The organism is Microbulbifer mixtoriginis (SeqCode) (assembly GCF_052466715.1).
Genome location: NZ_CP174288.1, coordinates 1,656,430 through 1,674,623, shown reverse-complemented (window position 1 = coordinate 1,674,623; position 18,194 = coordinate 1,656,430). Strand labels below are relative to the sequence as shown.

Sequence of the window (18,194 nt, the reverse complement as noted above, 5' to 3'; positions counted from 1 at the left end):
AATCCTCTTGTTCATATTTCTTATGGTAGATAAATACTGCATTTAAAAAATTATCAATATCTAAACAAGATCAATTACTACCCGAAGCTCCAGCCTCTAGCTGTTTTTGTACTTTTTCCAAATTGAAAGAGCCGGGAACTTGACTGGGGGGGTATTCCTTCATGGTGCTCAGGAACTTGGCAGCGAGCTGCTGCATAGGAACCAATACAAATGCACGATCAATAAACCAATCATTATAGGTATTGGAGCTATGTTGTGCTTTTTCGAAAGGATCCTGACGTAAATTAAACAGTAAAGGAATACGCAGTTCAGTAAAAGGTTCGCGCCAGACTTCAAAACCTTTACCACGATTCTCTAGGAAAATGGCTTTCCATGGCTCGTAACGCATAGCGACTATTTGACCATCATCATTAACATATATAAATTCCTTTCGTGGTGACAACTTGGCCTTACCAGAAAAGTAATCCAACATGTTATAACCGTCGACATAGTTGCGGTAGCGACGACCGTTCAATTCTACCCCCTGCTTTAGTTGCTCTTTGATATTAGGGTTTCCGCCGGCGGCAGCCAGAGTTGGCAACCAGTCTTCATGGGAAACGATGCCCGTCAGGGTAGTGCCAGCTGGGAATTTTCCAGGCCAGCGAACAAATGCCGGTACCCGATAAGCCCCCTCCCAGTTGGAGTTCTTTTCACTGCGAAAGGGAGTTGTGGCCGCGTCAGGCCAGGTATTGAAGTGTGGTCCATTATCGGTGGAATAAAATACAATCGTATTGTCAGCAATTTTCAGACGATCGAGTAAACTCAGTAATTTTCCCACCAGGATGTCATGCTCTACCATGCCATCCATATACTCGTTGCTGTTCGGTCCAGCCAGATTTTTATGCTCCTCTCGCACATGAGTACGAAAATGCATCCGAGTAGCATTCCACCAGACAAAGAAAGGCTTTCCGGCCTGATGAGCACGCTCTATAAAGTCAATAGCTGCAGCTAGAGTTTCATCATCAATTGTCTCCATGCGTTTTTTAGTGAGCGGGCCTGTGTCCTCAATGGAGCCACCCGCATAAGACTTGATCACTCCGCGTGGGCCAAATTTTTTGCGGAATTCAGGATTTTTGGGGTAATCGCGATTCTCTGGCTCTTCTTCAGCATTGAGATGGTAGAGATTTCCGAAAAATTCATCAAACCCATGGTTAGTGGGCAGATGTTCATTCCGGTCACCCTGGTGATTCTTACCAAACTGACCAGTAACATAACCGAGGCTTTTCATAACCGTGGCAATTGTCGCATCACTCTTTTGCCAGCCTTCCTTGGCTCCTGGGAGCCCTACTTTGGTCATTCCAGTACGCACTGGCACATTACCTGCCAGGAAAGCGGCCCTTCCGGCCGTACAAGATTGCTGGCCGTAGTAATCGGTAAATGACAGCCCCTCAACAGCCAATCGATCAATGTTGGGCGTGGCATAACCCATCATGCCTCGGCTATTAAAACTGATATTCCAAATACCGATATCATCCCCCCAAATCACCAGGATATTGGGCTTTGTAAGCGGGGTGTCCTGAACTTGAAGCTCCGGTGGGGCTTGAGTTTGCCCCTGCTCCTCCAACTGAGGCTGAGGCTGAGGCTGAGGCTGAGGCTGAGGCTGAGGCTGAGGCTGAGGCTGAGGCTGAGGCTGAGCAATAACGTGCCATTGCAAAAAACACAATACAATTGCACCCATGAACAATCGACGGAATACCAGAGCGGATGAAAACATATTGGGTCTCATAAATCATTTAACATCTATAGAGAATGCATATAGCGACAAATAAACCTCTATTGACAACAAAACCCTTTTAAAAATTACTGGTGTCAATAGATGTAAATTCACGCTTTTTTGGAAAGGTAATACAACAAGATTAGACAAACTTGTTTAAAGCGTTCATTAGAGAAGGTTTTGCGGCAATGAATTTAAGGGCATGAAAGATGGATGTTAACCACCATCCTCAACCGGTGTTTCAGATATTTCCTTTTCAGGTGTGGTGACTTTAGACTGAGGAAAAACCACTGCCCAATCTTTTGCCATATCTACAACCGTCCACCCATAGAGTTTGGCAGCTTTTAGAGCCTTATCCAGGTGCCCTACCTTAGAGCCACTATCATAAGACCACTCCCTCTTACTGTCGGTATGGTGAACTAACATGCCAAAACGAGGCCCTTTACCAGAAGTAGACCACTCCAACATATGCAAATCACCGTCTGAATTTCCAGCAACAAAAATTGGGCGGAACCCAATAACCTGGCTTATGCCAATAGCCTTGCCTACACCATCATTCACGAAGTCAAGTTTATCCGTTGTAATGATTTGAGGATGACCATCATTATCTTCATATCGTAATTTAAAACGGCTACCAATTACCTGTTCCGGCGGGATGCCGTAGAAGCTCATTGAGAGTGCCCTAATGAAATCAACTCCACCACCTGAAGATATATAGGTTTTAAAACCATTTGCGCGTAAGTACTCCAGCAATTCATGCATCGGCTGATAAACCATATTTCGATAAGGCTTTCCCGTAAGGGGATTTTTGGCGGCAGTAAGCCAGGAATTTACAACCTTATTAAATTCCGTATCTGTCATACCTGTTTGAGTCGTACTGATTATTTTTAACCTATCCGCTTTGCCAAGGGTCAATAAGCTATGAAAATCTTCTTTTAGAATGGAGGCAAAAGGTTGCTCCTTCTGCCACTTCGGGTGCTCAGGTGCCAATCGCTTAATCTCATCTATCGCAAAAAGTAACTGAACGTAAGCAGGCTTCTCCGCCCACAAAGTGCCATCGTTATCGAATATAGCAATACGCAGCTCTGGAGGAACAAAGTCGGAACTGCCTTCTCGCGTCACTTTTTTTACAAAACTTATGATGTCAGATTTTTTTGACGTATTATTCCATGATGGAAGATCTGCACTCACACCTGGACTGGATTGGAAAATATTTATCAGAAGCAGCAAGCAAAAAACTGTCAATTTTCTTTGAGAGAAAGCCATTAGGATAAGAGACTCAAGTAAACATGGATTGCTTGAAGTGGCACACAATGAACTAATCTTGGCTTGTCAAAGCCGGATCAATCCAACAGAAAAGTCAATAAAACTAAATATATGATAAATATAGCTGGAAAAATTTACATAATTTTCATTGTTCTCGCTCTATTACCACTAGCTGGATGTGGCGGGCATAACAATGAAAAATCCGAAATGGGTAAAACTGATGAAAACGAATCTATCTTAACCACTACCCATCAGATAAATCATTCGGAGAAAGAGCACGCAACATATACCGGTTCAGCATCCTGCCAAAACTGCCACCAAAAAGAAAGCACTGCCTGGAAAGACTCCCATCACGCGCAAGCCATGATGCCAGCCAGTGAAGACACTGTCCTCGGCAACTTCGATGGAACCACCTTTGACCACGGCGGAGTAACTACAACCTTTTACAAGCGCAAAGGAAATTTTTTTGTCGAGACCGAAGGAACTGAAGGTATTCTAGAAAAATTCCCCATTTCATACACTTTTGGGGTAACTCCTCTCCAGCAATACTTGATTCAATTTCCCGGCGGGAGGCTACAGGTGCTCAGTATCGCTTGGGATAACCGCCCAGCAGTAGATGGTGGTCAACGCTGGTTCCATTTATACCCGAATGAAAAGATCGAACATACAGACTACCTACACTGGAGTGGGATTAATCAAAACTGGAACTTTATGTGTGCGGATTGCCACTCTACTAATCTACAAAAAAATTACGATCTTCAAACCGATACATTTCAAACCAGTTGGTCTGAGATAAATATCGCTTGTGAATCCTGTCATGGGCCCGCCTCCAAGCATCTTGAATGGGCTCAGAATCAACAACAGAGCCTTCAAAATTTTGGATTTACTCATGAATTACAGGGGATAAATACAAACCAGTGGAAAATGAACCTTGAAACTGGCATAGCGTCAAGCAAATCAACCAAGATCGCCAAAGAAATACAAACTTGTGCACAATGCCATTCTAGGCGCGCGACATTCTCACCTGGCGCAACTGCTGGGAGTAAATTTTTGGATCATTATAACCTCGCCCTACTACAACCACCTCTCTATTATGCGGATGGTCAAATTAACGAAGAGGTCTATGTCTATGGCTCTTTTTTACAAAGTAAAATGTATAGCGCAGGCGTCACCTGTAGCAATTGTCATGAGCCCCATAGTTTACAGTTACGTAGCAGTGGCGACGGGGTTTGTGCCCAGTGCCATCTACCTGAGAAGTTCGCTCAAACCGATCATCATCTTCACCCAATAAACAGCCCCGGATCGCGATGTATCAATTGTCATATGCCAGCAAAGAACTTTATGCAGGTAGATAGCCGCCGCGATCACAGTTTTCGCATCCCCCGTCCAGACCTTTCAGATCAATTAAAAACACCAAATGCCTGTATCAATTGCCATAAGAATCAAAGCAATCAGTGGGCTGCTGAAGCTCTGCGCAAGCGATTTGGCCCAGCAGAAACAAACCACTTTGGTGAGGCTCTACACGCAGGCCTTACAGGAGCATGGGATGCAGAGAAGAAACTAAGTAAATTGATCCTAGACCGAGAACAGCCAGCAATCGCTAGAGCAACCGCTATAACCTTTCTGGCGGAATACCTCAGCCGCGATTCTGTACAATTATTGCAATCCATAGCACAAAGCAATGAACCACTACTCAGTCTGGCACTGGCACAGTCATTAGATAGAATACCGGAGCAATTACGACCCGCCTTGGGAATACCTCTACTCTACGAGCGAGAACGCGTCACCCGCTCTTTGGCCGCCAATGCTCTAGCAACCTTACCCCTGGGAAATTACCCTGCCCAGGTTCGCCAGCAATTTTCTCTGGCACTTCAGGAATATATAACCTCAGAATTGTTTAACAGTGATCGACCAGAATCCTTATCCAACTTGGCGAGTCTACATCAACAGAGAGATAACTCTCAGCAAGCAGAAGTATTCTATCATCGAGCTATAAGTAGAGCGCCCTATTACACAGCTGCATACATCAATCTGGCAGACCTTTATCGAATAAAGGGAAAAGAGAAAAGTGCAGAAGAAGTGTTACGAAATGCCCTGGATAAGGCCGAGAGGAAGGCAGCAATACAACACTCCTTAGGACTATCTTTAATACGACAGAAACGCTACTCAGAGGCTATCGGTTATCTCAAACTGGCCGCTGAGTCTACACAAACTGATAACCGCTATATATATGTCTATGCGATCGCACTACACTCCGCTGGCAACTCTACACAAGCCCTGGCAACGCTTGAGAAGGGGCTTGAGCAATTCCCTTCCTCAATAGATATCCTTCGGGCTTTAATCTCCATTAATCGGGAATCCGGCAACCTGGAGAAGGCAAAAAAATATGAAAACTTCCTTGCTGGAAGCAATAAGTAATCCCAAAAGCCTCTTACTGTTTTAGTTGAAGATAAACAGTTAGTAGATTACTAAAAATCGTAATAGAAACTTAAGCGGAGCAAGTGCTCATTCGGAATTAGACCAAACTCACAACTCTCACAGCCACTAAACACTTGGGCCTGAAGTCGAGTGCTGAAATGCTCTGTCCAATTTTGGATTAATTCCAAGTTATGATACTGGCTCTGATCATCAATGTTATATTGAATACTCTGACGATACTGAAACTTACGTTCAATCCGGGTGTTACCCCACATAAAAAACAAATACTCTCGGCGCAACTGTCCCACCGATAACAGCTCATAGCTATCAATCAGGAAATTAAAGGCAGCTGGCGCTTGAACGGACTGTAAACCTTGCTTGGCAAGATCCACTTGTTCGATAACCTGGTCCCACTCTTCTGACTCATACCCATGTTCGTTGTATAGATATTCTGCCGTAATATCCCAGCCGCCTTTAAGGCTCATCTGAGCACCTAGCACTGCTTTTAGGTAACCGTGATCCTGTAGACCTCCATAGGAGATATCACTAGCCACTGGCAGCTCGCGTTGCTGTTCCCAGGCCCCTTCAAATCGTAGAGTAATATTATCACGTGCCAATGCACTCAAACCCAGGGCCGCATTCAGCTCTCCACCGTCCAACTGGTGTACTACCAACCTGGTATCCAGATCTCCCTCCCTATTCAGAACCAATGCATATTGATACTCGTGGTCAGCAAACGGATGGTCCAGCTTCCGATCCAGATTATCTTCCACTTCAGCAATGTAGATACCCGCGTTCCAGTCACCGTAGCGAAGATCCAGATGCGCCATATCCCAACCCTGTTGTTGAGTCAGATCATCTGTATCCAGATTTGGTCGGTCATAGACAGGCTTGAGTAAGTTGGCAGGGGACCAATTGTAACCATTACTCCACTGAGGTTTGATCCTGCCAATATTAATACCCAGTCTCCGGTTAGATATGTACGAAGATAAGTAGCCCTCCAATAAGTAGGCATTGAACTCTTCTGAAGAGGCGCCACCGTCATCCACCTTATAGTCTTGAATAAAGGCTAGGCGAGTAAAAGTAGAAAAGTGTGGCCCCGATAAAAACTGACTACTGAAATCCAGTGCTAGCAAAGATTCTCTTTCACCAAATTGTAGATTTCCAGGGTTAAAATACTGGTCTTCCCGCACGCTATTCTGCTGCTGATAGGTAATAGCGGAAATATCATAATTCCAATAATAACCACTTTCCCTATTACTGGATGAAAGATCTTGTGATTTGGAACTTTCAGAGAGCTCATTAGAGAAAGGGTCTTTATACTCTTGTTCACTAGCTAAAGCAGCTGAGGCAGAGACACTTAAAATTATGGCCAGTTTATGCTGGGTTAAATTTGGCATCGCCATGGTCTTTCTATATTAATTCAGTTTACCCAATGAGGCCTTCTGGAAAATAGCCTGATCCAATTCCTTGAGACGGTAATCATCGAATTTCATCCAGGTATAGTTTTCCTGCAACAGGGCATCCACGAGAAGGAGCTTATGTAATTTCAATTCATCGCCAAAGGTTTTATATTCTTTGTAAAAAGCTGTTTTCAGTAGGCGATCTGACCGGGAATAGAATTCGCTCTTAAAGGGTTGGTTTCCTTCTGACTTTCCCATCCACACTTTCACTTTTGCATAAGCCACACCGGAAGCCACTGAAGTTAACTCTAGCAACCAATAACCCTGCCCTTCGAGGGTTTCTTCTCCAATAATTTCTGCACGATAGTCTCTGGAGAAATTAGTCCCAACGACATCTCCATTACTGGTTTCCCCGATCAGTCGCTGAGACGGTGCAATACGAATAACTCGGCGAGTTCCGGGAATATAGAGCCACATATTGTTACCTTCCTTTAACATGGCCCTCCCCTTTTCACGGGCGGGAGATTCAAAGTGAATCAAAGACTTATCGTTAAACACTTTAACACTAAGCGTATTAGTTCGAGGTTCTTTATCTTTCTTATAGCTTATATTAGTAATATTAAAAACAAATCCTTGATCCTTATACCCCCTAACTTCATCTAATCGATTCACCAGGGATTCAGCCGTTACCTCAGCCACTGCTGGCACGACTAGGGAGAATAAAAACCCAACAAAAAAAATAAAACGGCTTCTTTTCATCTTTTTACCCTACACCTATAAACCTATTGCATTACCGTCAAGTGAATCTCAACGCATTCACTACCGGTATTCTGGAAGCTTTTACTGCTGGATAAACACTAGAAATTAAGGAGACCAAAAAACCCAAGGCAAAGGTTTTGATAAGAATCTCATTAACCACAAATACCCTTATCGGGTAATCCTGAGTACTGCCCGGCGGCCGCGGCATCATCCATTCGGCATAAGTAATGCCCTTTGCCGCAAGAATTCCGATAAGCAATCCTAAGACGCTACCGATAATACCTAAAAAAACAGATTCTAAAAGAATTAAGCCGACTACCTGCGTAGGTGTCCCGCCCATGGCTCGAATCGTCCCGATCTCTCGGGTGCGCTCCATCACAGCCATCAACATGGTATTGGATATGCTTAGAGCTACAATCACCAGGACAATTACGGTGATAAAACCAAACACTCCATTAAATAGGCCAACAACCTGATGATAATAAGCCGCCAAGTCCCACCAGCTTCTTAATTCCAGCCCTAGATTCTGTTGCTTAAATGCCTTACGCAAGGCGTCTACAGCTAGATCGGTTTGTTCAGTTTCTTCAAGCAATACAACCAGCCGGGTTAGATCCGAGGTATAAAGTAATTCCTGCGCAAGTGGCAAATTGACTCTGAGTAAGCGATCATCCAATTCCTTCACGCCAGTGGTCACCACACCGGCTATCTGAATATCTACCGCATTTATTGCTCCATCCTGGGTGCTTGCAAGCAATGTTAGGTAGTCCCCTACCTGAGCGTCCAGGGAGTTGAACAACCCCTCTCCCAAATGCGCAGCAGCAACATCCTCAGGAAATAGATCTTCACCTTCTACAATATGGATTGCAGAGGAAAGTAGTACCTCTTTTTCAGCATCGATACCAATACCCGATATTGCAATTGACTGCTTCCCATCACTCAGAAGACCATTAAAATTCAGTCGCGGTGCAACAACCAAAGCCTGGCTCTTCTCTTCAATTAGCTGGGTAATCTGCTCTAAGCTGGCAGAGGGAATCAGGTACTTTTCTGGCTCGGCTTTACCATATTGGTTGTAGCCATCGGCATAAATCTGGATATGCCCTAGCTGCGATCGAATCATGCTTTCACGCATGCCATCGTACATGGACTGAACAAAACCACCGAACACAATCAAGCTGGTACAGCCAAAAATAACCGCCGCAAGGGTGATTATACTGCGTCGACCGTTTCTAAGAATATTTAACAGCGCTACCTTCCAACCCAGAGTCATAACTAAAGTTTCTCCAGGGCCAGGCGAGATTTTTTCGCCCATTCGGTTTCTGAAGCTGTCAACCTTGTCCAGAGTTCTCTGGCTTTATCTGCCTGATCATTACGTTCATAGGCCTGTGCAAGGTAGTAGTCGACAAATGCCTGGAACTCATCACCGTACTTACCACCAATTTTTTGTTGAACTAACTCCAGGTCTTCTACTGCATAGCGGGCCCGTTTCAAGAAGGCCGGCATATTTGCGCAGCTGATGCCCCTCTGCAATCTTGCCCCAAGATTGAAAGGGGCCTGCTTTACTGCCCTATCCATCATGCGATTTCCCCGCCTTGAAAATAAGGATAGCTTTGCTAATTGATCGAGATAGAAACTAGATCGAAAGGAAATTGCCGATCCTAGAGCGGCACTCAACTCTGGATCATTGTTCAGCGTGCTCTTCAATTTGGTCATTTTTTGTTCCAGGGATTCCACTTGTTCAACTCGTGTATCCCCTGAGGAAGTCAGCAATGCCAATTCGGCCAAATACGCAATTTTCTTTTGTTCTGGTGTGGATTCTTCATTTAAATCTTCAACCAGGCGAACTCTCTCGAGGTTAGAAGAGGGGATCTCTGAAGGGGGTGTGTACTCCTTAGCAATCACCTTTGGAAGGCTGACAAACAGAAAAAAGAAAACTGTAAGTACCTTCAGAAAATCCTGTGTGCTAAGTATTTTCATACCTCAACCCCCGAACTTGTAATACTGGATTTATCATACCCATTGGCCAGAACGTCACCACTAAGGCGATCACTCACTAACTCTCCATCTAAAATAGTAATCACTCTGGATGCCAGGCTAGTTACATAATCGTCATGTGTTGAAATAACAAAGGTTATGCCCTGCTCTCTATTCAACTTCTGTATCAGCGCCATGATCGTTTCTGAGGTTTTCGAGTCCAGATTTGCCGTAGGCTCATCTGCTAATACAATATCAGGCCGTGTGACAATCGCCCTGGCTATAGCTACCCGCTGCATCTGCCCCCCCGATAACTGGGTTGGTCTTTGCCCAGCCTGCTTTTCAAGGCCTACATCTTTCAGTGCCTGCAGAGCCCTTGCTTTGGCATCCTTCACTCCCCTGAGAGTCAGTGGATACATCACATTTTCCAGGGCAGTAAGCACTGGTATCAAATTAAAGGACTGAAATACAATGCCAATGTGCCGGTTTCGGAATTTTGAACGCTTGTGCTCTCCCAATTTACCGATATTGACACCGCCAACCTGAACAGTGCCGGAATCGCACTGATCAAGAGCCGACAAAATATTAAGCAAAGTACTCTTACCACTACCGCTAGGCCCCTTCACAGCGAGAAATTCGCCTTTTCCCAAGGAAAGAGTGATATCTTTTAGGGCGTCTACCCAGATATCACCCATGGCATAGCGTTTAGATACATTGCGCAATTCAACCAACATTAGGCTTCGCCCAAAGTAATAACCATTTGACTCAACTGCTCACAGGCATCCAGCATGGTAGAAGGACATTCAGCCAAACTTTCTGCTTTCTGGTAATAATCCAGAGCTATATTAAGTTCATTACTATTATCCAACCCTTTAATCCTGTAGGCATTAGCGAGAGCCAGATACACAAGTTGTTTGACTTCCCCAGGTAAAGCATCTTTATCTTTTTCTATCAGAGCTATGAACCAGTCTTCATCTTCAAACACTCTGTCAAAGTGACCGCTAACTTCACCAACAAAAGAAAAAGTGAGCAGCCGAACCAGTCGCACATTAAAGTCAGAGCTAGCTTGTAGCGCCGCTTCATCCACTTGATTCATCGCTTGACGCAGACGATAAAGTTTATATAACCCCATGGCCGGATCGAACATGGCACCAGCCAACTTACCTTCATTGGAAAAATAGGCTGCTTTAATCAGCATATTTTCAGGATCTTGTTGGTAGGCGGTAGCCAGTAAATTATCCGCTCTATCTATTTCATTGTGGTAGCTGTACAGCTGCCCAAGTTGCAACATTAATTCAGGGTCAGATTGATTCTGATCCAGCTCAGCTGTCAGAAACTCCAATTGTTCAAATTCAGTTTTGCTATAGTCTATCTTTTTGAAGTCAATGGGAGCAGCCCCTGAAAACCAGGCAATAATGTTACCAATCAGAAGACTACTTATTAATATTGTTAGCATTTTCTTAAACATGGGCTACCCCCTAAAAAAGATTTAAATCTCAGCTGAATTTTCGAGCAACTGTGTATCCATTTCCTTTAGGGTAGTGTGCTCATCAAAAACCAGATTTTCTGGGCTCATCACACCAGGATAAAGCTGTTCACAAATCAATATCACTTCAACAATATTGAGTGAATCCACACCCAACTCAGCAATAGGGGTATCCGCATCAACAGAATCAACATTGAGCATAAGAGCGATCTGCTCACAGAGTTCCTGTACTTTGCTCTCTACGACTGCTGTAGACATACCTAATCTCCAGTTACATTACCAACTTTCAAGGGATAGAATCGCAACAAATAATCTAGGGTCAAAGCATATATACATACATGCTGCTCACCTTCAGAGTATTTCTGTTGCCGCTTAATAATCTTGGCGCTAATCATAGGGGGTATAAAAAACCAGATGCGTGAAAGCCATCGGTTTCCGTAAAAAAACACCCTCTGAAAAGACTCATAAACATTAACTATAGGGCTGTCATCCAAAGAGAAAATTTGATTCAGGCCACCCTTTTCTTTCAAATTACTCTCGTCGACAAGCCTGACCTCCTTACCTAACTCTGCAGCCAGAATATTCAGATGAAAAAGAATAAAAGGATGATACAAATACTCTGCCAGGTAGACATCCCTATCCTGTTCCTTACCAGAAGCTTCCCAGCTCAATTCAAGCTGATCATTAATCTCTCTAACATAGTTTTTCAGATCAATACCTTCAACCTTTCTGGACTTGTGCGCCGCTTTAAAGATATCTGACCTTTGACGATTAAACCCAAATTTTCGCGGCAGGCTATTTTTACTAATTTCGCACAAAAGCTCTTCACAAGCTTCTACTTGCTCAAACACTTGAGCAAAGAACACATGATCGAAAGGTGTAAATAATTGTGAAGCCACCATGGGGAGAAGATTGTATAAGGCCTCCCCTCTGCTTTGAGGCTTTACCAAAGCAGCCTTCAAATTAGGTTCTGTAGCAAGAGTATCATCCAGCCAGATTAATGACTCAGCTGTGATCGTCACCTCATCACCCGGAAAAATCATTCTGACATTTTCCAGCAGGCTTTTTCTTTCAGTAGGAAAACCGAAATATTCAAGCTCAACCAAATAGTTCAGATCGACTTTATCTGCACCTACGGCCAAAAATGAGGACAATTTCGCACTGATGAACAGTTGCTCATTCAGGGTAAAGTAATACAGGGGCAAATTGAACAAATCTGCAACTTTAATGTGAAAGCAATTGCGATCACTTCTCTGGATAACACCCTTATGCTTAACCTCTGATGTGCTCAATAATTTTTTATATTTATCGGGGTATAAGTCCAACACAGAGAACTCCGCACCCACTGCTAGTGTTACAGGCTTTACCCCAGAAATATCATAAACCATTTGTTTCACAAAGCAGCCTCCAATCGCCTATCTACCACCTTATCGAGCCAGCTGGAGATCGGTTTAGCCGAAGCTGAGATAGCTGACATATGGGTAGCATTGGGAATCTCAGTTAAATAGGATTCTACTTTAGGTGAGATATACCAATTCATTACCGTATATAAGGTATGTGCATCGACTACTTCATCGTACTGGCCCACGGTGATATGACACGGGATATCAATACTGGCGAATAGATCGGTATATCTCTTAATAGTGTAAGCACTAAGTAAGTTGAAGCTACAATCAAGTACCCTACCCTGATTACCAGCAGCTGAACCTACTGGAGGGAAGCTTAAAACAGGCATCCGCCTGAATGCAGGAATAAGCATCGCCAGCCAATATTTCCAAAGATTTATTTTGGGCAAATTTTGCTGCTCTGGGCCCGCCATTGGTCTGCTGTGTCGCCGTTTACGAAAATAGCGGATAAAGTACTCAAGTCCTGAAGTGGCAATATCATACTTTCGAGTTTCTTCTGCCTGGGTTAGCGGTGGTGCTATAGCAAAAAAACCCACGATGTCCTTGGTACCATATATTCCGAGGTATCTCAGAGAGGCAAGAGAGCCGGCGCTATGCCCACCGAGTACAAAACGGCGAACTCCTCTCTCCTTGAGGTGCGCTATCAGATCCTGCAGATCATCCTGTAATTGGTTCGGATAATCCAGATCTCCAGGACGCCCCTCACTTTTCCCATGCCCTCGCCAATCCGGTAAGCAAATGGACATTCCCTGTTTGTGTAGCATTCGCCCAAACATTAAATACCACTGACTGCTAAAAGTGCTGCCGTGCATACATATAAGCGCGGTCTCTGTATCTTCTGCTGGCAGCCAGCGAAATGCCAGATTCTTACTATCACGCGCTTTGAAAAACTCTTGAATCACACCGCCTCCACTACAGGACTTTCTGAGGCTTGTTGATCCATTCCCATAGCTTTTCTCTGATCAATTACAGAATCCATAATGCTGTCGGGTTGGCTACGTGCAAACGCCAAGAAAACCGGTACCATACCTGGCATCGCAATGTATTCCTGATTTTGAGACCATAGCGATTTGGCTTTTTTAGCGAGCTTGTCAAGCTCATCTATAGTTAGCTCTCCCGAAGAATCCTTAATTTCCAGCGCTTCCGTATGGAAAGAGTCTTCCGTCACTCTAACTTGAACAGGGCGCTCCGCCTCATCTGAGAGTATTTCTGAGAATTTTTCAGAAATTTTCTCCAGCAACCACCCCTTGTCGGCAGTACTTAAATTGGGCCTCCCCAATAAATCCGGCAACAATATACTTTGCTGAACTACCATTTTGTTAGCTAGCCCAGGGAAATCCAATTTGGCCTCAATCACCTTGAGAAATATCTCAACCCACAGCTTTACCCTTAAATCAATGCGCCAACCATCCCGACCAGCAGTGCCCATCAGGTAGACAAAATACTTGTAATGATCCGCTCCAGACTCAAAAAATCCTTCATCATTCCTACGGTAATAACGATCTTCCGATTTAAGAACTTTCGCGGTATCTATCAACTGCCTCTGCAATATAAGCTCCAATGCCATATAACCTCGGCGCAGGTAACTTTTACGCTGCCAGTACTCCTGATCCAGGTAGCTGCCTGACATATAGTCCCAGGCGATTTCAAGAAAATAAGCAGCAGTGTTGTATGCCAACAGAGGTGAGCAGAGCTCAGCAGAATCAATAACCGGGTATACATTGGCCACATGAGCATAGAGGCCTTGATAAAACTCTTTTACGGTCTGATTCGCAATGGCTAGCTCCTGATTCAGTATATTCTGGGCTTTGTCTCTATCAGGTTCAGCGAGATCCATCAGGATATATTTACAGATATGATCATTAAATAAAGCGATCATATCGCCACCACCACTGAACAGGGGATCAAGAAACATAGAGGCAAAACCAGAGGTGGCCCAACGATCGGGGAAAATAAATTCATCCGCACGATAGGCAAGCTGCCCCCAAGCTTCAAAATCCACCAGCTCAGCGCCATCTAACAATTCTGAAATTGCCTGATAATTCATCAGGAATTCCAGGAAGCTTTCACGCTTGGTGGGTGGTTTTTCAAACTTATCCTTTTCACCGACAATTCCGACACTGGTGTAGCCACCACTCAGTGGAATAAACCACACCCAATAGCCATCTCCGGAAAAATGATTGGTAGATAAGAAACGGCCAAAAGCCCGTTTTCTCCAAGATTCATCTCCCATGGAGTCAATATCCAGGATATTCTTGAAGCGTCCCCAAGAAGAGAAGTGCTCGGGTACATTCTCCTGGCGTGTTAACTTTTTATGTTTCTTTGCAAAGCGATTGCGCCCACTACAATCCACCAACCAGCGGGCTGCAATCTCAGTCTTGCAATCAGCCACAGACAGCAGAACGGAATGACGGTTATCGTCAGACTCAATACTGAGGCCCTTGGCTTTCACACCCATCAGAACTTGAATACCATCTTCCCGGTTCATTTCAACCAGGTCCGCCTCCAAGCGAGCTCTGTCAAGCTGGAAAGCTGGATGAGGCGGAATACTAGTAGTTCCGTGCTCACTCATTTCGGTTAGAGACAAGCTGTGATCAGGTTTATCAAAGAAAAAGCGCAAACCGTTTTTCGGAAGGTGGTTCCTATAAAGATAATTAACCAAGCCCAACCGCTTCATAAAGTAATGGCCGGTCATCTCAACAGTAGCTTCCCCCACTTTTGCACGGAAACTATCACTGGCTTCTACAACCAAAATTGAAACATCCTGGCCACCGCGTCTAATTTGCCGAGCCAGAGTCAAGCCGGCCCAGCCACCGCCAATGATGACAACGTCATATTCTTTTTGTATTTGATCGAAAGCATTCATCACAGCGATTCCACCCCAGTGAGAAGAGAATCCCATACGGGAGAGTCAACCTGACAAAATGAATCATGATCCTGAATAATGTCCATCACCATCTTGGTTCTTGGTAATTCATTCCTGATAAAGAATTTAGCGCTAGTGATCTTCGACCCGTAGAAAGCTTTATCCCCCTCTCCTTTACTCAGGCGACTGGATGCACTACAGGCAGCTTCCAACAACAACCAGGCAAGAGTAATGTCACCCATCATGTGCAGAATACGAGTACTGTAAGCCGGGATTTTGAACATCTCTTTGGTCCTGACCCACACATGTACGGTTTTCAGGACAGTCTCCAAGTGCTCAAAGGATTCTTGAAGGCGGCTAAATTCGGTTTTGAAATTGGGGAAATCACCCGCTCTATTAATAAATGATTCAAACTCACTCTTATAAATTTGAAACAGCTTGCTGGAGTTGCCCAGCCCTAACTTATCTCGGATAAGATCCTGGCTCTGGATATAATTAGTTCCTTCCCAAATGGCGAGTACCTTGATATCCCGAGCATACTGCTCAATACCCAATTCTTTCAGGTAACCCTGGCCACCACAGGTCTGAATGGCCAGTTCACAAATGCGCCATGCCTGATCACTGATATAGGCTTTCACCACGGGAGTCAGCAGATTTACCAGCCCCTGATGATAGGTAGCCTCAGTTTTCTTAGCCTCATCCCCCTCGAATGTCTTGAGTAAGCTTTCAGATAGGGTCAGCTTGGCAATCAAGGCCCTGCAGCCCTCAACCTTGGATTTCATTTCCAGTAACATGCGCTGCACATCTACATGCTCAACAATATTGACCCTGCTTGCCGTAGCGCTGAAGCTTTCATGAAAACGTTTACCCTGAATGCGTTTACTGGCATAGGCTAGAGCGTTGTAGTAAGCCGAGGAAGCCATTCCCAGGGCATAAACCCCTGTGCTAATTCTTGCCTGATTCATCAGGGTCAAGAACTGCAATAATCCAACATTTTCCCGATCACCTAGTAAATATGCACGGCATTGGCCATTCTTGCCGAAGGTAAGGTGAGTATTGGCACAACCTTTAAAACCCATTTTGTCAGCAAGGGAGATACATTCAACATGATTAAACTCTCCTAGGCTGCCATCTTCTTCAACCCAGTATTTGGGTACGATAAAGCAAGACAAGCCATAGGTTCCCGAGCCACTCTTCTCCCCTCTACCCATCACAAAGTACAAGGTATTATCTGTTAGGTCGTGCATACCAGCACTGATTAGGTACTTTTCACCGGTGAGTAAATAGGTACCGTCTGCTTGCCGCGCGGCCTTGGTATCGACCAGGGAAACATCACTGCCAGCCTGTGGCTCAGTCAAACAAAGGCAAGAAGTCCACTCAGAAGTAGCCAATTTGTCCTTAAATAGTGCTTTTTGAATTTCTGAACCATATTTTTCTACCAGGGTAGAAGATGGCAAACAAAAACCACCATAGGTCATAAAGCTGGGGTTGGCCCCCATAAACATTTCTAACAGCATTTGCATTATAAAGGGCGGAAGATCGGTTACCTGACCGCCACTGCTAGAAGATAAGTCTCCCCATTCCTCTTTAAAACGACTCCACATCTCCGGAAAAGAGGAAGGCAGCTGTACCTTGCCATCAACCAAGTGGCAACTTTGTTCATCAGCCTCTTGATAACCTGGTCCCAATACCTCAGTAGCAAATTTTTTCGCACGCTGCAGAACATCATCTACGATTTCAGCAGAGCAATCACTATAGCGTGGGTGCTCAAATAGTGTTTTGGCCTGATGAAACTGGTCTTCAATAAGAAATTTAAATTCCCGCAAATCAGACTTATAGATATTTCTACCCATGTTTGGCTCCTTGATTTTCCAAGAGTGACCGCCAGCTGCCGGAACCCAGCACCCAGTGAAATATTTGATTATGTCTTCCCCGGTATTTTTTCTGGGGATAAATCATGGCGCCGCGAACATGAGGAAGGTGATCCTGGCCGTATGCATCTTCGAGACTTTGTGCTGCATTAAAACCCTGATAAGCCTCTTCAAGAGAAACGGTCTCTGTGTTCACCAGACGGGAAAGCAGCTGTCCATTTGCTTGTGGGGTTCTGTGTACCCGGAGGCAACCAGCCCTACCACCGCCACCAAGAGTGATTATCCAGAGACCTTCAATTTCGTCTCTCAAACAATATTTATCAATCTCCGCAAGAGGCTTAATACTAAGATAGTGAAGCCCATCAAGCTCAACACTAGGCAGCCAATGAGTTTTATCCTCATGAGAAAAGCCTTTCAGCAATCCTTTCGCCCAGCGAGATTGAATATCAAAGGACACTACACGGCAGGAATTGTCCAGATCAGTCGCCATTAATTTCTTGAGGTTTTGCACCAGCTCAGGCGCCCCATTGAGTGATGGCGCTTGCGATAAAATATCACAACTGGAAATTTGGCATAAACTCCGTTCTTGGTAATGCCTACATAACCAGGAAACTGCCACTCCTGTAATCACATCCAAACCGTCCTGCCCAGGCTTTATTCCTATACCCAGGGCATCCAGGCATTCCTGCTGCCGCTCTTTACCCAGCTCTAAATTTATAACTAGGGCGTCTTCTTCATGACGTTTGGAATAACTTAAAAGCGCAGCATGAAAACTGGTACATGCACTACCTACAAATTGAATGTTATGCCCAGCCTCTTCCAGCTGAACTAGAAACTCAACAACCGGCCGCTCCAATAACACATTAGCCTCGCCGGCTGAAACGATATATACAAGCTCTGGGATATAATCCAATCCCGAAAGGTAATGGTTTAGGGAGTTCAACAGTTGCTCTGTTTCCCCTTTATGATCAACCCAGAGGCTTCTTATATACATT

General features: G+C 44.6%; 15 protein-coding genes. 1 reads left to right on the top strand and 14 read right to left on the bottom strand.

Annotated elements, in window-relative coordinates:
• Positions 1-70: 70 nt before the first annotated feature.
• Both ACJJH9_RS07580 and ACJJH9_RS07575 read right to left on the bottom strand, forming a co-directional pair.
• Positions 71-1,753 carry an arylsulfatase gene (locus tag ACJJH9_RS07580; protein WP_444924817.1) on the bottom strand — a complete coding sequence of 561 codons (1,683 nt, stop codon included), beginning with the start codon at positions 1,751-1,753 and terminating at the stop codon, positions 71-73.
• A gap of 216 nt (positions 1,754-1,969) precedes the next feature.
• Positions 1,970-3,019 (bottom strand): HAD family hydrolase, encoded by a 1,050-nt coding sequence (locus ACJJH9_RS07575; RefSeq protein WP_444924816.1) that lies wholly within the window; start codon positions 3,017-3,019, stop codon positions 1,970-1,972.
• 207 nt (positions 3,020-3,226) lie between these two features.
• On the opposite strand from ACJJH9_RS07575, the gene ACJJH9_RS07570 reads away from it, so the two are divergent.
• Positions 3,227-5,437 (top strand): tetratricopeptide repeat protein, encoded by a 2,211-nt coding sequence (locus tag ACJJH9_RS07570; protein WP_444924815.1) that lies wholly within the window; start codon positions 3,227-3,229, stop codon positions 5,435-5,437.
• Positions 5,438-5,487: 50 nt separating this feature from the next.
• On the opposite strand, the gene ACJJH9_RS07565 is transcribed toward ACJJH9_RS07570, so the two are convergent.
• From ACJJH9_RS07565 to ACJJH9_RS07510, 12 genes are read right to left on the bottom strand one after another with little or no spacing between them, the layout of a single operon-like run.
• Positions 5,488-6,837 carry a hypothetical protein gene (locus tag ACJJH9_RS07565; protein ID WP_444924814.1) on the bottom strand — a complete coding sequence of 450 codons (1,350 nt, stop codon included), beginning with the start codon at positions 6,835-6,837 and terminating at the stop codon, positions 5,488-5,490.
• Between the two features lie 18 nt (positions 6,838-6,855).
• Entirely contained in the window at positions 6,856-7,599 is a 744-nt protein-coding gene (locus ACJJH9_RS07560; protein WP_444888743.1) for an outer membrane lipoprotein-sorting protein, read from the bottom strand.
• A gap of 37 nt (positions 7,600-7,636) precedes the next feature.
• Entirely contained in the window at positions 7,637-8,908 is a 1,272-nt protein-coding gene (locus tag ACJJH9_RS07555) for an ABC transporter permease (RefSeq protein WP_444924813.1), read from the bottom strand.
• The gene (locus tag ACJJH9_RS07550) at positions 8,869-9,573 is read right to left on the bottom strand and encodes a hypothetical protein (RefSeq protein ID WP_444888741.1); all 705 of its coding nucleotides are present in this window, start codon (positions 9,571-9,573) and stop codon (positions 8,869-8,871) included. The genes ACJJH9_RS07555 and ACJJH9_RS07550 overlap by 40 nt, the downstream gene beginning before the upstream one ends.
• On the bottom strand, positions 9,570-10,304 hold the full coding sequence (locus ACJJH9_RS07545; protein WP_444888740.1) for an ABC transporter ATP-binding protein: 735 nt from the start codon (positions 10,302-10,304) through the stop codon (positions 9,570-9,572). The genes ACJJH9_RS07550 and ACJJH9_RS07545 overlap by 4 nt, the downstream gene beginning before the upstream one ends.
• Positions 10,304-11,038 carry a tetratricopeptide repeat protein gene (locus ACJJH9_RS07540; RefSeq protein ID WP_444888739.1) on the bottom strand — a complete coding sequence of 245 codons (735 nt, stop codon included), beginning with the start codon at positions 11,036-11,038 and terminating at the stop codon, positions 10,304-10,306. Before ACJJH9_RS07540 ends, ACJJH9_RS07545 begins: the two co-directional genes overlap by 1 nt.
• Positions 11,039-11,059: 21 nt before the next feature.
• Positions 11,060-11,314, bottom strand: coding sequence for an acyl carrier protein (locus ACJJH9_RS07535; RefSeq protein ID WP_252085543.1), 255 nt, complete (start codon positions 11,312-11,314; stop codon positions 11,060-11,062).
• Positions 11,315-11,316: 2 nt separating this feature from the next.
• Positions 11,317-12,453, bottom strand: coding sequence for a hypothetical protein (locus tag ACJJH9_RS07530; RefSeq protein WP_444888738.1), 1,137 nt, complete (start codon positions 12,451-12,453; stop codon positions 11,317-11,319).
• Positions 12,450-13,364: an alpha/beta fold hydrolase gene (locus ACJJH9_RS07525; protein ID WP_444924812.1), complete on the bottom strand. Its 915-nt coding sequence runs from the start codon at positions 13,362-13,364 to the stop codon at positions 12,450-12,452. Before ACJJH9_RS07525 ends, ACJJH9_RS07530 begins: the two co-directional genes overlap by 4 nt.
• Positions 13,361-15,328 (bottom strand): NAD(P)/FAD-dependent oxidoreductase, encoded by a 1,968-nt coding sequence (locus ACJJH9_RS07520; RefSeq protein ID WP_444924811.1) that lies wholly within the window; start codon positions 15,326-15,328, stop codon positions 13,361-13,363. Before ACJJH9_RS07520 ends, ACJJH9_RS07525 begins: the two co-directional genes overlap by 4 nt.
• Positions 15,328-17,181: an acyl-CoA dehydrogenase family protein gene (locus ACJJH9_RS07515; protein ID WP_444924810.1), complete on the bottom strand. Its 1,854-nt coding sequence runs from the start codon at positions 17,179-17,181 to the stop codon at positions 15,328-15,330. Before ACJJH9_RS07515 ends, ACJJH9_RS07520 begins: the two co-directional genes overlap by 1 nt.
• Positions 17,174-18,193, bottom strand: a complete 1,020-nt coding sequence (locus ACJJH9_RS07510; protein ID WP_444924809.1) for a hypothetical protein — start codon at positions 18,191-18,193, stop codon at positions 17,174-17,176. The genes ACJJH9_RS07515 and ACJJH9_RS07510 overlap by 8 nt, the downstream gene beginning before the upstream one ends.
• Position 18,194 lies beyond the last annotated feature (1 nt).